Raw genomic sequence first — 18,292 nt, 5'->3', positions numbered from 1 at the left:
CTAAATTTAATTTAATTACTGTTTTTATGGCGTTTATTAATAAGCGGGCTTTGTACAGCACAAGCCGTGCGCTCCATATTTATATTTCTACAGCTTTGTTTTTTTTGCTTATTTTATTTTGCGTTAGCGGCATTGTACTTAACCATGTTGATTGGCTTAAAAACGACAAAAACAACGGCCAAGTAAGCACCACTATTCCTCAAGCGTTAATGGCTAAAGCGAATACTCAACTAGATACATTACCCACCCTCTACCCAGACATAGAAGCGTTTTTTGCCGAGCAATACGCGCTCACTAAAGTTAAAAGCATTGAGTGGGAAAAAGAAGACGCGCTGGTTATGCTCGACTACCCACTACCGGCAGGTTTTGCTTACGCAGAGCTTGATTTTACAACCGGTGAGCTAAACCTAGATTACCAAACCGGTGGCTTTTTAAGCCTGATTGGCGATTTACACAAAGGCCGCCACAGTGGCGCCGTGTGGAGCTGGGTTATTGATATTTCAGCGGTATTGATGATTATTTTTTCAATCACCGGGATGATTATTTTATTTCAAAACAGAAAAAAACGCTTAGCAGGAATATGGATAACCGTTTTAGGCATAGCAACGCCTTTGGTTATTTATTTATGTTGGGTGCCACAAATTAAAGGAGTGTCTTAATGTTAAAAGTAAGTACGGTACTAAGTGCAGCACTATTAATGATTGCCGCATTATTTCAAACAACTGCGCAGGCACAAACGCCGCAGCTAGAGATTGAATTAACCCTACCCGATCTCGATGTACAACCTTACCACCGCCCATACGTAGCTGTTTGGCTAGAAACGCCAAAGCGTAAACACGTAACGACGCTTGCGCTATGGGTTCAAAAAGCAGAATGGTTTAAAGATTTGCGCCAATGGTGGCGTAAAGCAGGTAAAACCGACATTAACTTTGACGGCATAAGTGGTGCAACTAAGCGCGCAGGTACTTACACCATTGACTGGCAAGGTAAAGATTTAGACGGCAATGCCGTAAAGCCTGGCAAATACCTTTTAAACATTGAGGTTGTGCGCGAAGAAGGCGGCCGTGATTACAGCCGCGTAGAGCTTGATTTATCGCAAGCTGGCAAAGTGACCATTGAAGGTAAAAAAGAATTTTCGACAAGTTTTGTAACCGTAAGCACTAAGTAGCTGCTACTTAATCATTTGAATTTAAGGAAATACAATGAAAATTAATTTATTAAAAACGGCTTTAATTGGCGCACTTAGCTTATCGGCGCTGGTATCTACATCGGCAAGTGCACATGGTCGTTGGTTATTACCTTCGCACACGTCATTATCTGGTGACAAAGCGCACTACGTAATGATTGACGCGAGTATTTCTAACGAAATGTTTGCACCCGACAAAGCCTTTAAGCCAAAAGAAAAAGGCGCAGAGTACGACGACACTCTACTTATGGCCCTTGCACCAAACGGCGAAGAAGTATCTGAGACCATTCGTGCTTATTACCTAAAGCGTAAAAGCTCAGCGGCGGTAAGCCTAAAAGAAGAAGGCACTTACCACATTGCCATGACGCAAAAGCCAATGTACATGACCTTCTACAAAAACGAAGAAGGTAAGCGCAAGCGCGTATTTGGTAAAAAGTCAGAAGCTAAATTACCAAGCAATGCAAAAGATGTAACCACAACTAAAGTTATATCTACAGTAGATACATTTGTAAGCCGTAACGGTACTTCTAAGCCTGCACAACTTGGCTTAGGCCTTGAGCTTAGCGGCCCAACGCATCCAAACGATTTATTTGTTGGCGAGCAAGCGCGTTTTCAGTTACTACAAGATGGCAAGCCAGCGGGCGAAGGCATTGAAGTAAGCATTTTAAAAGGCGATACACGCTATCGTAACGAACGTGGCGAAATAAAAGTAACTACCGATAAAAATGGTATGTTCACAACTACGTGGAAAGAGCCTGGCTTATACTTAATAGAAACGTCTAACGATGTTGAAGTAAACGAAGAAGGCGTAGACGCTGGCCGTTATGCTTTATTTACAACACTTGAAGTAGCACCTGAATAATTTTTTGCGTAATTTATAAAATAAATAAAGGCCAAGCACTCGCGTGGCCTTTTTACTTTTTAATAACTTTTACTCACACTCCCCTTGAATTCGCAACCATTCGACACAAGATTGCAACTCGAGCGATCTAAACGTCTATAGCGGGCGTAAACTGTCATTTTAGTTGTTAACAACTTAGAATAACTTAGACAGTTTTTATCTTTGCACACAGGTAGTGCCTTCTATATTATGCGCTCCTTTGAAAAATCAATAGTCAGCAGCCCTTAAGGGAATCAACATCATGTTAAAGCAATTATCAGCCAAAAAAGTAGCACTTAGCCTGGCCGTTACCTCTGCGCTTGGCGCGTCTTATTCTCCTGCATTTGCTGCAGAACAAGACACTCAAGCACAAGAAAGTATTGAAGTGATTTCGGTTACCGGTACCCGCAGAAGCCTGCGCAGTATTGCCGAAAGTACCGTACCTGTAGATATTATTACCAGTGGTGATATGCAAAGCACGGGTCAGCTAGAAATTAGCCAAATACTGGCAAACCAAGTACCTAGCTTTAACTACCCAAGCGCCACCATGGGTGATGGTACAGACCACGCTAAACCGGCTGTATTACGTGGTTTAGCACCCGATCACACCCTAGTGCTTATTAATGGCAAACGCCGCCATGCTGGCGCGCTATTAAACTTAGCGGGTGTTGTTGGCCGTGGTTCTACCGCTGTTGACTTAAACATGATCCCAACATCAGCCATTAAACGCGTAGAAGTACTACGTGATGGCGCAGCAGCGCAGTACGGCTCAGACGCCATTGCCGGTGTAATTAACATTGTACTTAAAGATGCCTCAGAAGGGGGCAGCGTAAGCGTAACCTACGGCGAGTACGACACCCAAATGGCTGGCGTACCTCAGCTAGAGAGCACCTACGCAGATGCCGATGGCAACCTTGCCTTTAATACCGGCGCCGACCGCGAAGTAAACGACGGCGCAAGTCGTACAATCAGCGCAAACTCTGGTTTTGAGCTTTTAGATAACGGCTTTGTGAACGTATCAATTGAGTATCGCGATAACGACTCTACTCAGCGCTCAGGCTTTGACCCGCGCGAGCAATACGACCGCCTAGAAGATGGCAGCCTAGACCCACGCGAATTTACTATCGACCGTTACAACCACCGCTTTGGTAAAGCAGAGCTTGAAGACTACGCACTGTTTTACAACATGGGTTACGATTTTGATAACGGCTATAACCTGTACTCGTTTGGTAGCTACTCAAAACGCGAAGGTAACTCAGGTGGTTTTTACCGCCGTGCAAAAGACAGCCGCAACGTGTTAGAAGTGTATCCGGATGGCTTTTTACCGCAAATTGAAACCGACGTACAAGATTACTCATTTGCCCTAGGCCTGCAAGGCGAAACTGGCGAATGGACCTGGGATGTAAGTACCAACTACGGCCGTAACGACTTTGGTATCGGCGTTGTAAATAGTATAAATACATCACTAGGTGCCGACAGCCCAACCGAATTTGACAACGGTGCATTGGTTTACGATCAGTTTTTAGTAAACGCTACGGCAAATACAGTGCTAGATTTTGGCTTGCCAGATGACGTATTTTTTACTGTAGGTGCAGAGTACCGCCACGAAAGCTACAAAATTGAGCAAGGCGAAGAAGCCTCTTACATTACCGCTTTAGATAGCGATGGCAATCCAATTGCTGCCGGTGGCGCACAAGTATTAGCTGGTTTTGGCCCAGAAAGCGTAACCGATGAGAGCCGCCATAACGTAGCTGTATTTGTTGAGTTTGATACTTACCTAACAGAAGACTGGAACCTTGTTTTAGCGGGTCGCTACGAAGATTACACCGACTTTGGCGATACGTTTACATCAAAGCTTGCGTCGCGTTACAGCATTAACGAAAACCTATCATTGCGTGGTGCAATTAGCACAGGTTTCCGTGCACCATCACTTGCGCAAAGCTCGTACCGCCAAATCTCTACCGTACTTGAGAACAACCAACCGTTTGAAGTAGGTTTATTCCCTACCGATTCAGCGGCAGCGCAAGCGCTAGGTGCTGAACAACTAGATGCCGAAGAGTCAGTAAACGTAACGGCTGGCTTTATGTACACGCAAGGCAGCTTTAGCCTAACTGTAGATGCCTACCGCATTGATATTGATGACCGTATTGTATTGTCTGAAAACCTAGAGGGCGATGCTGTAGTAGAAATACTGCAAAATGCCGGCGAGCTAAACACAGAAAGCGTACGTTACTTTACTAACGCTATCGACTCGCGCACGCAAGGTGTTGATATTGTTGCTACCTACAACTTAGATTTAAGCGATTTAGGTGACTTACGCTTAAACGTAGCGGCTAACTTTAACGATACCGAAGTAACACATGTAGATGACAACCCAAGCGAGCTAAACTCACTAGGTGACGACTACGTGGTATTTGCACGCCGCGAAGTAGGCCGCTTTGAAGAAGGCACGCCAGATAGCAAATGGAACCTATCAGCAGTGTGGAACTTTAACGAATGGCAAACCACTCTTCGTGCAACGCGCTACGGTGAAGTGGCTGATATTTCAACTACCGCCGATCGCGATGAGTACATTGACCCTAAATGGATCACCGACCTAGAAGTTGCCTACCGCCCAGACGAATACTGGAAGTTTGCAGTAGGTGCAAACAACTTGTTCGATCAGTACCCACAAGCAACGGTAGATAACATTGGTTACTCTGACTTTGGCCAAATATTCCCGTACACGCCATATGCACCGTACGGATTAGACGGGCGCTTCCTATACGGTAATATTACTTACAGCTTTTAATAAATAACCTAAAAGCAAACACTTAAAAAGGATGCCATGTGCATCCTTTTTTAATTACTTCTTAGTGTATTTAACCACTTATTAGTAAATCCACTTTTCACAAACACATCCCACCATAATAAAATCAATAACTTACAGTTGGTCTTGTTTTTGCTCTACTATGCTTATACAAAACATGCATAAATAACAAACACAAAGGACTAAACATGAGCTCACCAACTGTATCTAACATTACAAAACCACTTTCACTTATTGGCGGCATTTTATTATTAAGCGGCTGTGTGTTTCATATATCGCCAAGCGTTGCCTCAGTAAAACAAACTCAGCAGTTATCACTGCCAAGTAATAACCTAGAATACTTAAACGTATTAAGCGGTGCTGGCTCTCTTGAAATAAAAGGCTCGCCCAATGCCACCAGCATAAGTGTAGATGCCACAATTTTTACCGCCGACATTGAAGACGAATACACACTTACCCTTGAGCAAAACGGCAAACAAGCTACCTTAGTTGCTAACAATAATACTGCCAGAGGTATGCGTTTTTACAGCGGCCAATCGCCACACATTGATTTAGTGGTTACCGTGCCTAGTAATTTAATGCTCGATATTGATGATGGCTCTGGCGACATTGCAATAAGCGCTATGCAAAATAATATAGATATAAAAGACGGCTCAGGTAGCTTATCTATCAACAGCGCTAAAAACCTTACTATTGAAGATGGCTCAGGCGATATAACCCTTGAAAACATCACCGGTAACTTAGCGCTTACCGATGGCTCTGGCAGCGTAAATATTAATAATGTTAGCGGCAATGCGGTTGTTGATGATGGTTCGGGTGATATGCGTATTAGTAATGTGCGCGGCACCTTAACTGTTGAAGACGGCTCAGGCAGCATGGCTATTAATAACATTAATGGCGCAGTAGATGTAGACGATAACTCTGGCGATTTAGTCATTGTGCACGTGCAAGCAAGCGTAACCATTGAGGATGGCTCGGGCGACATTCGTGTAAACCACGCTATGGGGCTTACCATTACCGAATCGGGCTCTGGTGATGTAAGCATTGATAACATTAACGGCCCAGTAAAAGTAGCCGATTAATTATGACTAAATGATCCATTTTCAGCCACATGACCCATTGTATTTTTAAAGCCACTAAGCCATGCTAAAAGCCTTGATACTATTAGGATATACGCGTGTTAGAAATAGCTTTAATTTACTTAGCGGCGGCCATAGTGGCTGTACCTATTGCCAAGCGAGTGGGACTTGGCTCGGTACTTGGTTATTTAATTGCGGGCATACTAATTGGCCCTTACGCCCTGGGTATTGTGGGGGATCAAACAGATGTAATGCACTTTGCCGAGTTTGGCGTAGTGATGATGCTGTTTTTGGTTGGCCTTGAGTTACAACCAGCCCGTTTATGGAAGCTTCGCCATTCAATATTAGGGCTTGGCGGCTTACAGGTCGCACTTACCGCCGCGGCTATTTTTGCGTTTTGTTATTGGGTTTTTACCATGCATTGGCAAACCGCCCTCGCCATTGGCTTAATGCTGGCGCTGTCATCAACCGCTATTGTGCTGCAAAGCCTTGAAGAAAAAGGCTGGCTAAAGCAAGAAGCCGGGCAAAACGCATTCTCGGTTTTGCTGTTTCAAGACATCGCCATTATTCCTATTTTAGCGCTCCTACCACTACTAGCTTTTGCTCCGCAAAGTAGCTCAAAAGACATTAGCGACTCCATTATTGCAAGCTGGCCGGTATGGCAACAAGTTGGCGTATCGGTAGCGGTTATCGCCGCTATTATTGCCGGTGGAAAATATGTGTCGGCGCCGTTATTTAGATACATAGCACAAACCCACATGCGTGAAATATTTACTATTTTTGCGCTGTTTTTAGTGGTGGCGATTGCCCTTGTAATGCAAAGTATTGGTTTATCACCAGCACTCGGTACATTTTTAGCCGGTGTAGTCCTTGCCGAAAGCGAATTTAGACACGAGCTAGAAGCCGATATAGAACCCTTTAAAGGCCTGCTGTTAGGGCTGTTTTTTATCACTGTTGGCGCATCAATCAACTTTGAATTATTAGCGGATGAATTTACAACCGTTATTGCACTCGTTGCGCTGCTTATTGTAGTAAAAGCCTGTATTTTGTTTGCCCTTGCCATCACCTTTAATATTAGTAAAAAGCAGCGTTTGCTGTTTGCATTAGCGCTGGCACAAGGCGGCGAATTTGCCTTTGTACTTTTAAGCGTAACCACTACATTAAGCATATTAACGCCAGAGCAAACAAGCTTAGTCACGTTAGTGGTGGCTGTTTCAATGTTGGTTGCGCCACTGTTATTAATGGCTTACGAGCAGCTACAAAAACGCACCAGTAACAGTGCGCCCGAGTTTGATAAGCCCGAGCAAATTAGCAGTGCTAAACACGTTATAATTGCAGGCTACGGGCGCTTTGGGCAAATTATGGGGCGCTTATTACACGCCCAAGGCTACGACATTACTGTACTTGATCACAGCCCAAGCCAAATAGAACTTCTACGCCGCTTTGGCAATACCGTATTTTATGGTGATGCAGCCCGCCAAGAGCTGCTAGAAGCCGCAGGCGCGCACACCGCACAAATGCTAATTGTGGCAATAGACGATGCAGACAAAACCCTCGAAATTATTAAGCGTGCGCATAAAAACTACCCGCAGCTTAAAATTGTTGCCCGCGCTATCGACCGCCGCCACGCGTATCAATTACTTAATTTAAAAGTAGATGCCTTTAACCGCGAAACGGTCGACTCAGCCATTAACCTAGCGGTAGATGCATTAGAGCTATTAGGTAACAATAAAGAAGATGCCCAGCGCGCCGGAAAACTATTTAGAGACCACGACCGCGCTGCCGTATTGCAACTGGCCGAACTGTGGGGCGACGACGCCAGCTACGGCGTAGCCGTGCGCCAACGTATGGAAGATTTAAAACAAGTGCTACAACAAGATAAGCAAGCACAAAGCGATTTAAATACCTGCGACAGCGGCGACTGTGAAGACGGCCTAACAGAGCTAGCTGATAGACCTAAAAAGCCTGATGATTCTCATCTTGAGTAGTGCCAGATAGTTAGAATTAAGATAATAGCAGGTCATGATATTGCCTCGTTAAGAGGCAATGCGTTCTAAAAAATTAACTTCCTATGTTATTCAACCTCAAAGAATCCACCTTCGTTCCCTTTAAACTTTTCTTTATTTTTATGGTAAGACTTTTCAAGTTCTTTATCTAAGTCATCACTCGCAGGCCAACCAGCATCGATCATCCCCAAAAAATCAGCAAGGGATACCCAGCCTACAACCTTTATTGAATCAGCTTTGAGCCACTTTTCACCATCCCAATTTAGATAATCGTAAAAGCCAAACCTAGTCTTATTATATTTAGACGCAACAAAATATAGGCCAGGCTGAACGGGGTTACAATTTTCAATCCAATCTACCGGTACATTTAGCTTTTGCATTATTTTACGTTCCATAACTTTTTCCTTGCGAATATAAACCAGTAGGTCACAGCCACAATGATTGAGCTATAAGCATAGATAAATAGAACCTCATACCCTGAGTTACTTACTAAGCAATATGAAGCAGCCGATTTAAAACCAGTTGTTTCATCCGTTCAAGTAACTTATAGCTCCTTTAAATTATCTTTAAAGGAGCAAAGAAAATTTTCAATTTGAAAAGCGTCTAGCGCTTGAAATGGCTGTGGAAATACATCTGTTGGTATCTTTGCCTCATGTCGAGAGTCTTTGGGTAGCAACCCTTTATTTTCTAAATACTCTGCCCCGACCTTAGTGCCTGCATGTAAATATATATCTTTCGGTTTAAAGCCAAGATAACTAGAGATACGTATGGCTGTATCATAATTAGAAAGCTCACCAAAACCATTTACTTTAATACTCTTAACTATTTCATAAACGTCTTCAAATGATTGAGCTTTTCTTAATTCACCAACTTTATGCATAAGTTCAGATCTCATAAGAAACAAAACTGTATTTCCAACACCTCTACTTTTGCCATCACGATCTATAAACTCTTCTTGATGTGTATGTTTTAATGTGTACTCTTGGCCTTCATATAGTACCTTAAACTTTGCGGTGCAAGCATCTATAATTACCGACTCTAAGTCAGGCAATTGTTGGTAATACTCTAAATATGAATCTAAAAATTTAGCTCTGCTTTCAAATTCAAACCATTTATTAATTTCTTCTCCATCCGCATCTTTAGGCTTATAAAGTTTGTACTTTTTACTAAAGTACAGGTCTACTATGCTTTTTAATTTACTAAAATCTTCCATTGATAATCCTTAGAATATATCTGCTTCATCAGAGAGCATTTTTCTTACTTTTACAAAATGTCCCTATTGTGTGAACTTCTATTAGTATCAAATTGTATAAATTATTGCCAACTATAAATATGTGAAAATCGAGAGTTACTTTAGAGGTAAAAGGAAAGCTGCCTGATAGTATTTTGATTGTTCTGACTGTATTAACTCGTGAAGTAACTCATAACCGATCATCCTTTCAGCTATGAGCTACTACATTTAAAAACGCTAAAACCTAATGATGGTGCCCACCTTGAATCGCTTTACCTTGCTGGTTATAAAACCCCGTTGCGCCGTGTTCTATAAAACCTAGGTTGATCATTTTTGCTAAAAACGGGTCGTTTTCGTTATCGCCTATGTCGGCATAATCGGTGGTTTGAAAGCGATCCCATTTGGCAAACTGTGCGGTTATTTCTGCTTTATTGCTGTTTACTTCGTTAAGGCTTAGTAAAGTATGGGTATCGCTTTTTTTATTGGTTACGCTAAAGCTTTTAACCAAGTTTGATTTGGTAAATAAAACGAGTTTAAATTGATTGTCGCCCTCAGAAAGTGTGTAGTTTTTTACCTCATCGCAGCCGTTGCCTTGGGTGTTAACTAGGGTCATTTTTTCGATTAAATGCGTATCCACCAGCTGATTTTTAGCGCTCCAACTTTGTACACCGCGTACCTCAGATGGCTGATACTCAATACCACGTTGCTGAGCATTAAAATAACGAATTGGGCGAATTTGTTTGTTAGCTAAGTGCTGCCAAAGCTCAGTAATTACCTCACGTTGGTGCGCAACTTGTGAGTTGTTTCGCCAAAGCGTAAGTGATTGCGTGCTTTGCTCGTTTTTATGAGTATTGGTAATTTTATAGTCGGCTTTTAAATGCGCGCTATCAATATTACATTGCTGCGCTAGGGTGCTGGTACTGGCAAATGTTGCCATTAAAAATAATGCTAGTTTCATTAAATTATCTCTTATTTAAACGTCACTGTAATAGGCATTACCATACCCATTTACAGTGGCATTTTTATGACATAAAAAAACAACTCGCACAGCGTACGAGTTGTTTTTAAATACCCCATTTTTATACGTACTTTATGTGCTGAGCGTACGTATTAAATTGCTTATGGCGTTACTTTTTCATCAGCGGTAGTTACTAAGTCTGCTGCAAAGTCCATTACATGGAATAAAAAGCTTTGCTCGTTAGTGCCTGTAACTAAGTGAGCGCCTGGGCCCATTGCGTATACGCCAACATCTTCACCTGCGTGAGTTTCTGAGCCAAGTGGTACAAGTGCCTCTTGGTGAAAGCCCGCTGAAGTTGTATCAACATCGGTTAAATCTACACGCCCTGTAACAGGTGCAAATGCATAACCTGCATCGGCATCGGTTTCATCGCCTAAATCTCTAAAGCCGCCACCGTTGGTGTAGCCAACTGTGGTATATGGCATATCGTCGGCAGCTAGACTTGGCTCGGTTTCGCCTACGGCAACAACTTTTCCTAATATTGGGTTACCACGTTTAGGGTAGCCTGCAATAGTAAATACGTGGCTGTGATCGGCAGTTACTACTATTAGCGTTTCTTCTGGGTTAGTGTTTTCCATTGCCACTTGCACAGCTTTTGCAAACTCTACTGTGTCGTTTAGGGCATTGTAGGCATTACCCGCATGGTGCGCGTGGTCAATACGACCTGCTTCTACCGATAAGAAAAAGCCATTGTCGTTGTTATCTAGTACGTTGATTGCTTTTTCGGTCATTTCGCTAAGCGAAGGCTCGCCCGCTACATCGTTTGCGCGGTCGGCTTCGTATTGCATGTGTGATTCGTTAAATAAACCAAATACTTTAGTGGCATCGTCGCTAATTGCATCAAAACCAGTTTGGTCCATAACGTAAGTGCCGCTTGGGTAAGTTGTTTGCCACTCGGTTACTAGGTTGCGGCCATCAGTACGGTCGCCTTCTACGGCGCTTACTGCATCGGCTGAATTTGCTGCTTCATCTTTTGGTAAAAAGTGACGACGTCCGCCGCCCATTACAACATCAATGCCATCAACATCAATACCCGCATAACGCGACTCTAAGTTGGCTTCAAAGTTTACTAGTTGCGATGCAATATCTTCACAGGCTTCAGTGCCCTCTGGCATATCAGAGTTATCTTCCCAGTTACGGTCAGCCGATTTAGCATACGTTGCTGCAGGTGTTGCATGGGTAATACGTGCGGTTGAAATAAGGCCGGTTGCTTTACCGGCTATTTCAGCAAGCTCTAACGAGGTAACTAGTTCGTTGCCTGTTACCGTGGCACAGTCGCCGCGTTCAATGTCTTCATCTACACCAATTACGCCCACATCGGTTTTAACACCTGATACCATTGCCGTCATTGTACCTGCAGAATCCGGCGTTTGTGCATCTACGTTGTAAGTTTTAACAAAACCTGAGTACGGCATTTTTTCAAAGCTTAACTGGTAGTCTTCACCTAAACCGCCTTCAAGCTGGCCTGCTAAAATACGTGCAGCTGTTACGGTAGAAATACCCATGCCGTCGCCAACAAATAATATAACGTTTTTCGCTTTGCCAGATTCAGTAACCACTTCGCTATTAGCTTGCTGTGTTGCCGCAAGCTTTGTTTGTGCATCGCCATACCATGCGTTAGTCGTTAAGGTGGCAAGTTGCTCGCTGGTAAGTGACGTAGCAGGTGCATTACACACTAAGTTTGAAGAGGTAACTTCGTCACTATCTAGCACGCCGTTGCCGTTTGTATCTACGCCAGTTTGGGTTTCTACGCCGCCATTAACACATTGCTCAGAGCCGACTGCAATGGTGTTATCTACCGCGAGAATATTATTTTCGTCTTTGTCGTCGTCACTACAACCTGCTAGCGCGACCATTACTGCTAAAGAAAGTACTGTTAATTTGTTCATGTTAGCCGCCATTATTGCTGAGTTAGTTCAAGAGCTTGATTAATTAAATGAAATACTACGTTTTGCTCAATTACGCCTTGAGCTAGCTGTGCACCAGGGCCTTTTGCATGCAGCGAAATATCTTCACCGGCATGGGTTTCTGAGCCAAGAGGGACAGTGGTTTCTTGGTGAAAGCCAACATTGGTAGTATCAACGCCAGTAAGCTCTACACGTCCAGCAACTGGGCCAGTTGTATATGCTGCATCGGCATCTGTTTCATCAACTAAATTTCTAAACCCTAAACCATTTGCATAGCCTACTGTGGTGTAAGGCATATCGTCGGCAGCAAGGCTTGGTGTGGTTTCACCTACGGCAACTACTTGGCCTAAAATTGGGTTACCGCGTTTAGGGTAGCCAGCAATAGTAAATACGTGGCTGTGATCGGCGGTTACTAAAATAAGGGTTTCTTCTGGGTTGGTATTATCTACCGCAGCTTGCACGGCTTTAGCAAATTCAATGGTGTCGTTAAGTGCGTTGTAGGCATTACCCGCGTGGTGTGCGTGGTCAATACGGCCCGACTCAACGGTTAAGAAAAAGCCGTTTTCGTTTTTACCTAATACATCAATTGCTTTGCTGGTCATTTCGCTAAGCGATGGCTCGCCGGCAATATCGTTTGCGCGGTCTGCTTCGTATTGCATGTGCGATTCGTTAAATAAGCCAAACACTTTAGTGGCATCATCAGCAATAGCATCAAAGCCTGCTTGGTCCATAACATAAGTACCTTGTGGGTATTGTGTTTGCCACTCAGTAACTAGGTTACGCTCATCAGTACGATCGCCTTCTACAGCGCTAAGTGCATCTGCTGAATTAGCTGCTTCATCTTTTGGTAAAAAGTGACGACGTCCGCCACCCATTACAAAATCAAGGCCGTCTACGTCGGTACCTACAAAACGTGCTTCTAGGTTTTTTTCAAAATTAACTAATTGCGAAGCAATGTCTTCACATGCAGTTTCGGTTTCTGGCATGTCTGAGATATCTTCCCAGTTACGGTCTGCCGATTTTGCATAGGTTGCCGCTGGCGTTGCATGGGTGATACGCGCTGTTGAAATAACACCGGTTGCTAGGCCTTTAATTTCAGCAAGTTCTGTTGCTGTTAAAAGCTCATTACCCGATACAGTTGAACACACACCGCGCTCTATGTCTTCGTCTACACCAATAACGCCTACATCGGTTTTAACCCCTGAGATCATCGCGGTCATGGTGCCTGCAGAATCGGGGGTTTGCGCATCTACGTTATACGTTTTTACTTGCGCCGAGTACGGAAACTCTTCAAAGCTTAAATAACCTTCTTCACCTAACTCACCCGCGCGCTGGCCTTGTAAAATACGTGCCGCGGTAAGGGTAGATACACCCATGCCATCGCCTACAAACAAAATAACGTTTTTAGCTTTTGTTGTTTGCTGGCTTTGTGCAAGCGCAGTTTTTGTGGCGAGTGTGGTTTGGGCATTTGTATACCAGTCATTGTCTGTTTGGCTTTGTGGTAATACATCGGCATGACTTGCAGCACTTAACATAAACGTTAAGCCAACTGCCGCAGCAACTTTTTTAATTTTCATCCTTTATTATTCCCATTGTGTAGTGGTTATTTTTTGCTTGAAGCGTAAACCTCAAATAAGTAACCGCTGCACTATAGAAAATAGATGTGACCTCTAAGAGTACTTTTAATTAAAAAACAATGACTAAACCATGACAAAATTAAGACACAAAAAAGCGCAGCGGTTAAACGCTGCGCTTAGCACAATTTTCACAGGGATATATTTATATAATTAAAAACGCGCCTTAAACGATACGCCAAAGTAGCGCTCTGCATCACGCGGAATTTGGTAACGGAAGTTGTCGCCACTGTAGGTGGTTACGTAGCTTTCATCGGTTAAGTTTTTAGCAATAAGCGATACTCTAAATGCATCATCTTTAAACGATAAACCCACACTTGCGTTTAAAATACCGTAATCTGGCAGTAACGCAGCTGGGTTAAACTCGCCTACATTGTTTGGTAGGTCTGAGTATTGCTCGTCGGTGTAAATGTAAGAGCCGTTAATATGAATATTAAAGTCGTGCTCTGTTTCAATAAAGTAATCAGCACTTAGTGAGTACTTTAAATCTGGCGAAAACGGGACATCTAAGCCAGAGCGGTCAGTACATGAACCTGCATCTACCTCTGCCGGACAATTAAATTCGTCAATTTCGGCCTGAATGTACGCAATACCACCGGTTAAAGTAAGTGAATCGGTAGCCGCCCACATAAAGTCAACCTCAGCACCTTGTGTACTTACATCACCTGCATTGGTTAAACGGGTAATACAGGTACCGTCTGAACAGTCAAAGTTATTGGCTTGAAAGCCTTCAATTTCGGTTCTAAATACAGCAAAGTTAAATACAAAGTCGCGGCTTGCGTATTTGTAGCCTAACTCGTATGCATCTGACTCTTCTGGCGATATTTCGCGGCTATCGTTATCAGGATTAAAGTTGTAGTACACGTTAAAACCAGGGCCTTTATAGCCTTGCGAGTAAGTACCGTAAACCATTTGGCCATCGCCTAGGTCGTATTGCATACCTAAACGACCCGACACATTGGTTTCTTCTGCACTGCCTGATTCGTCGGTATTTAGTGCTGCTGAGCGTACACCTACACCGGTGCGACCAAATTCGTCATTGCTTACACGGCGGTGTGTGTACGACACTTCATCGTCGGTATAACGAATACCAAACAGTACACGTAAGTCTTCAGATAAATCGTAAGTACCATCGGCAAAGGCTGCCCAGTTGTTAAACTCGGTGCTCATGTACGCGGTTGCCGATACAATATCGTTAGCATTACAGCTTACACCTAAGCTTTGTGTGTAGGCGTCTAAGTCGGCCAATGCGGCATCAAGCTCTGCACCAGTTAAGTTATTTTGTGCGTAATACGCCATTGCAGCGTCTAGTTGGCCACCGTTATTTTGACAACTCGCGTCACGGGTAAAGTTACGTTGTGAGTCCATGTTCCAGTAAAATAAGCCAGCCACATAGTTAAACGGACCCGCTAGGTTTGAAGTAACTCTAAATTCTTGCGAAAACTGATCCCACTGCTGGGCACCTAAATCGTGTAATTGAAAGGGCGCGCCAAATACCGGTTCGTTACTGTCGCCAGCTATTGAGGTAAAGTCGCCTTCGCGGTATTCGGTGTTATCCCACGAGCGCTGCGCAGTAATAGAGGTGTATGTGTAGTCACCAATGGTTTTATCAACCTGTACCGAAAACGCGCTGTGTTCGTCAATAGTGCGTGACTCATAGTCGTGATCAACTTTGCGCTGGTCTAGGTCAATATCGGCCACACCATCAACAATACCGTTGCTGTTAGGGGCTGCGTCTGAATCTGGGTTACGGCCACTTGGCAGGGCTTCTAAATCGGCACAACAGTCGTCGTCGGCGTTATAAAATTCGGCAATAAATTTAACGTTTAAGTCATCGCTTGGCTCGTATTTAAATACAGCACGTGCGCCTTCACGGTCGTAACCGTTTACTTTTTCGTTGTTGTAAACGTTATCAATGTAGCCATCAAACTTACCTTTAAACACGGTTAAGCTTGCTGCTAAGTCGTCGGTTAAGCCGCCGCTTACCACGCCTTTAAAGCGGTATTCGTTGTCTTGATAAAACGAGGTTTCTACGCTGCCGGTAGTATCGTACGAAGGATCTTTGGTTGTAATGTTTACCACACCCGCCGAAGCATTTTTACCAAATAAGGTACCTTGTGGGCCGCGTAGTACTTCAATGCGAGATACATCGTATAAATCGGCAAAGGCTTGACCAGAGCGACCTAGCACCACGCCATCAACCACCGTTGCTACACTTGGCTCAGCTGCAATACTAAACGAAATAGTACCAATACCTCGCACTGTTAGCGCTGAGTTACGGGTTGTGGTGCCTTTTCTAAAACTGACCGAAGGTACAAGTGACTGCAGGCCTTCCATATTATTAGCAAACGCCGAATCAATCTGGTCGCTATTAAGCACAGACACCGCAAGCGGTACTTCGTTTAGGCTTTGCGTTCGTTTTTGTGAGGTAACAACAATTTTTTCAAACTGGTCGTTATTGTTTTGCTCTGCTTGTTGCTCAGTTTGCTCTTGCTGCGCATGTGCTTGCGTGCTTAGTGCTAAACCCGTTGTCATTGCTAACGTGACTGCCAAGCTTAAGACGGACTTTTTAGCTCTCATGTCATTCTCCAAATTGTGCGTGTGTGCTGTTAAATTACCGCGCTAGCAAGTGTGTGGGTTGCTAAAAAGCGGTGCCAGAGTGTTGTAGTTATTTTCCTTATATCTCTTATGTCTTATACAAGAGATATAAACTTAAACAAACTTATGTTCTATTGCAAACATTATGTGAATAAAATGTGATTTAAAATTTGTATAAAGAATATAACGGCGCATTATGTCGCCTTAGCAACGCCAATATGCGCCAAGCTACTTGTATAGCGTGTATGCCATCGGCGTACGCTCCACCAGCTAAGCACAAAGGCGCTAGTCCAAACAGCAATTAAGCTTGGTAAAAAGTACACGCTGGTGCCACCCACCAATCCAAGCGGAGAAAACAGTATGTACAAGCTTATAATTAAGCTCACTAATACAATGGCGCAAGGCAGTGCGTATTTCCACGGGCTTAGGTTTACCTCGGCTTTACGGGTAAAGTTCCATGGTGTGGCAAGAGGTTTGTAGTAGCCAATACCTAACATAATGGCCAGCTCAATAAAGAATAATATGGCGTAAATATGGATAAAGTTAATATCTACATCCCACACAAATTTAAGCAAAGTGTAGGCAATAACATGAAAAACAATAGCCACTTTAGCGCCCAGTGCAGGCACTTTGCGAGTAAATAAACCCACGAGCACAATTGTGATGACCGGAATGTTGTAAAATCCGGTAAATACACGAATTATGTGCCATAAACCTTCTGGTGCAAACATCAGTAATGGCGCGGTAATAAACGATAAAACAGCAATTACAATACTGGTAATTTTGGCCACTTTAATCAGCTTTTCGTCGCTTACTTTGTCTTTTTTCATGGGTTTGTATACATCTAAACAAAACAACGTGGCGGCACTATTTAGCAGTGAATTAAACGAGCTAAATACCGCACCTAGTAGCACCGCTAAAAAGAACCCAGATAAGTACTGAGGCAGTACATCTTTAACTAAATGTGGGTAAGCTAAATCTATGGTTTGTAAGCTTTCGTGCTTATAAAGGTGATACGCAATTACGCCTGGGATCATCATCATAAAGGGTACTAGCACTTTAAAGTACCCTGAAAACAACACGCCCTTTTGGCCTTCTACTAAGTTTTTAGCGCCCAGTGTACGCTGGATCACGTACTGATTGGTGCCCCAATAAAATAAATTAGCGAGGATCATACCGGTAAAAATGGTGCCAAATGGCACGGGATCGTCACTGCTACCAATGGCGTTGAGCTTTTCGGTATCGGTGTTTACCAGTGTGCTTAGGCCATCGGCAAAATTGCCATCGCCAAGGGCAATAAGGCCAAGGGTAGGCACTAAAATACCAATAATTAATAACCCAACACCGTTAATGGTATCGGATACTGCAACTGCCTTTAAACCGCCGAATACCGCGTAAATAGCGCCCACGGAGCCCACAATAATAATGGTGACAATTAAGCTTGCTTGATAGCTTAAGTTTAATAAGGTGGGCACATCAAACAGCCTAAGAACGGCGATTGATCCTGAGTACAAAACAGAAGGGATCGTTATAAAACAATACCCTACCATAAATAAGATCACCGTCATGCGGCGTACGGTATCGTCAAAACGATCCCGTAAAAATTCAGGCAAGGTAGAAAACGCGCCGGCTAAATACCGCGGTAAAAAGATCAGCGCCATTATAATGGTTGATATCCCAGCTGTTACTTCCCACGCCATTGAGCTTAGGTTGTAACCATACGCTGAGCCATTAAGGCCAATAAGTTGCTCGGCCGATAAGTTAGTGAGGATCATCGACCCCGCTATAAATGTACCTGTTAAACCACGCCCCGCTAAAAAATAGCCGTCTTGGGTGTTAACTTCCCCTTTGGTTTTTTGGTACGAGATATATCCTACCAGCGCCATAAACGCCAAGCACGATAGCAGTGTCATGGTAATGTTCATACCTTCCATCTTGCGCCCC

Annotated in this window: 13 protein-coding genes; 6 read left to right on the top strand and 7 right to left on the bottom strand. The window is 43.5% G+C overall.

The window, feature by feature from the left end; translation table 11 throughout:
* The first annotated feature begins 26 nt into the window (after positions 1–26).
* The 6 genes from PSH50_RS17625 (at position 27) to PSH50_RS17600 (ending at position 7,942) form a co-directional block, all read left to right on the top strand.
* Positions 27–659 carry a PepSY-associated TM helix domain-containing protein gene (locus tag PSH50_RS17625; RefSeq protein WP_273606603.1) on the top strand — a complete coding sequence of 211 codons (633 nt, stop codon included), beginning with the start codon at positions 27–29 and terminating at the stop codon, positions 657–659.
* Positions 659–1,168, top strand: a complete 510-nt coding sequence (locus PSH50_RS17620; protein ID WP_024033998.1) for a DUF2271 domain-containing protein — start codon at positions 659–661, stop codon at positions 1,166–1,168. Before PSH50_RS17625 ends, PSH50_RS17620 begins: the two co-directional genes overlap by 1 nt.
* A gap of 34 nt (positions 1,169–1,202) precedes the next feature.
* Positions 1,203–2,048 (top strand): DUF4198 domain-containing protein, encoded by an 846-nt coding sequence (locus PSH50_RS17615; RefSeq protein ID WP_248532859.1) that lies wholly within the window; start codon positions 1,203–1,205, stop codon positions 2,046–2,048.
* A 277-nt stretch (positions 2,049–2,325) separates the two neighbouring features.
* A complete protein-coding gene (locus PSH50_RS17610) occupies positions 2,326–4,857 on the top strand; it encodes a TonB-dependent siderophore receptor (protein WP_273609950.1) in 2,532 nt (843 codons plus the stop codon).
* 206 nt (positions 4,858–5,063) lie between these two features.
* Positions 5,064–5,957 (top strand): DUF4097 family beta strand repeat-containing protein, encoded by an 894-nt coding sequence (locus PSH50_RS17605; protein WP_273609921.1) that lies wholly within the window; start codon positions 5,064–5,066, stop codon positions 5,955–5,957.
* 95 nt (positions 5,958–6,052) lie between these two features.
* Positions 6,053–7,942, top strand: coding sequence for a monovalent cation:proton antiporter-2 (CPA2) family protein (locus PSH50_RS17600; protein ID WP_273609920.1), 1,890 nt, complete (start codon positions 6,053–6,055; stop codon positions 7,940–7,942).
* A gap of 86 nt (positions 7,943–8,028) precedes the next feature.
* Here the strand turns inward: PSH50_RS17600 and PSH50_RS17595 are convergent, their stop codons facing one another.
* The 7 genes from PSH50_RS17595 to PSH50_RS17565 form a co-directional block, all read right to left on the bottom strand.
* A complete protein-coding gene (locus PSH50_RS17595; protein ID WP_273609919.1) occupies positions 8,029–8,355 on the bottom strand; it encodes a hypothetical protein in 327 nt (108 codons plus the stop codon).
* Positions 8,356–8,504: 149 nt separating this feature from the next.
* Entirely contained in the window at positions 8,505–9,173 is a 669-nt protein-coding gene (locus tag PSH50_RS17590) for a hypothetical protein (protein ID WP_273609918.1), read from the bottom strand.
* Positions 9,174–9,435: 262 nt separating this feature from the next.
* Positions 9,436–10,149, bottom strand: coding sequence for a hypothetical protein (locus PSH50_RS17585; RefSeq protein WP_273609917.1), 714 nt, complete (start codon positions 10,147–10,149; stop codon positions 9,436–9,438).
* Between the two features lie 161 nt (positions 10,150–10,310).
* Positions 10,311–12,098 (bottom strand): alkaline phosphatase, encoded by a 1,788-nt coding sequence (locus tag PSH50_RS17580; protein ID WP_024034005.1) that lies wholly within the window; start codon positions 12,096–12,098, stop codon positions 10,311–10,313.
* Positions 12,099–12,109: 11 nt separating this feature from the next.
* Positions 12,110–13,693, bottom strand: coding sequence for an alkaline phosphatase (locus tag PSH50_RS17575; protein WP_273609916.1), 1,584 nt, complete (start codon positions 13,691–13,693; stop codon positions 12,110–12,112).
* Positions 13,694–13,903: 210 nt separating this feature from the next.
* A complete protein-coding gene (locus tag PSH50_RS17570; protein ID WP_273609915.1) occupies positions 13,904–16,330 on the bottom strand; it encodes a TonB-dependent receptor in 2,427 nt (808 codons plus the stop codon).
* Between the two features lie 212 nt (positions 16,331–16,542).
* Positions 16,543–18,282, bottom strand: coding sequence for a solute:sodium symporter family transporter (locus PSH50_RS17565; protein ID WP_273609914.1), 1,740 nt, complete (start codon positions 18,280–18,282; stop codon positions 16,543–16,545).
* Between the last annotated feature and the right edge of the window lie 10 nt (positions 18,283–18,292).

The organism is Pseudoalteromonas sp. Angola-7, assembly GCF_028599255.1.
Taxonomy (GTDB): domain Bacteria; phylum Pseudomonadota; class Gammaproteobacteria; order Enterobacterales; family Alteromonadaceae; genus Pseudoalteromonas; species Pseudoalteromonas atlantica.
Note: the sequence above shows the minus strand (reverse complement) of the source record. Positions and strands in the feature narration are given on the sequence as shown.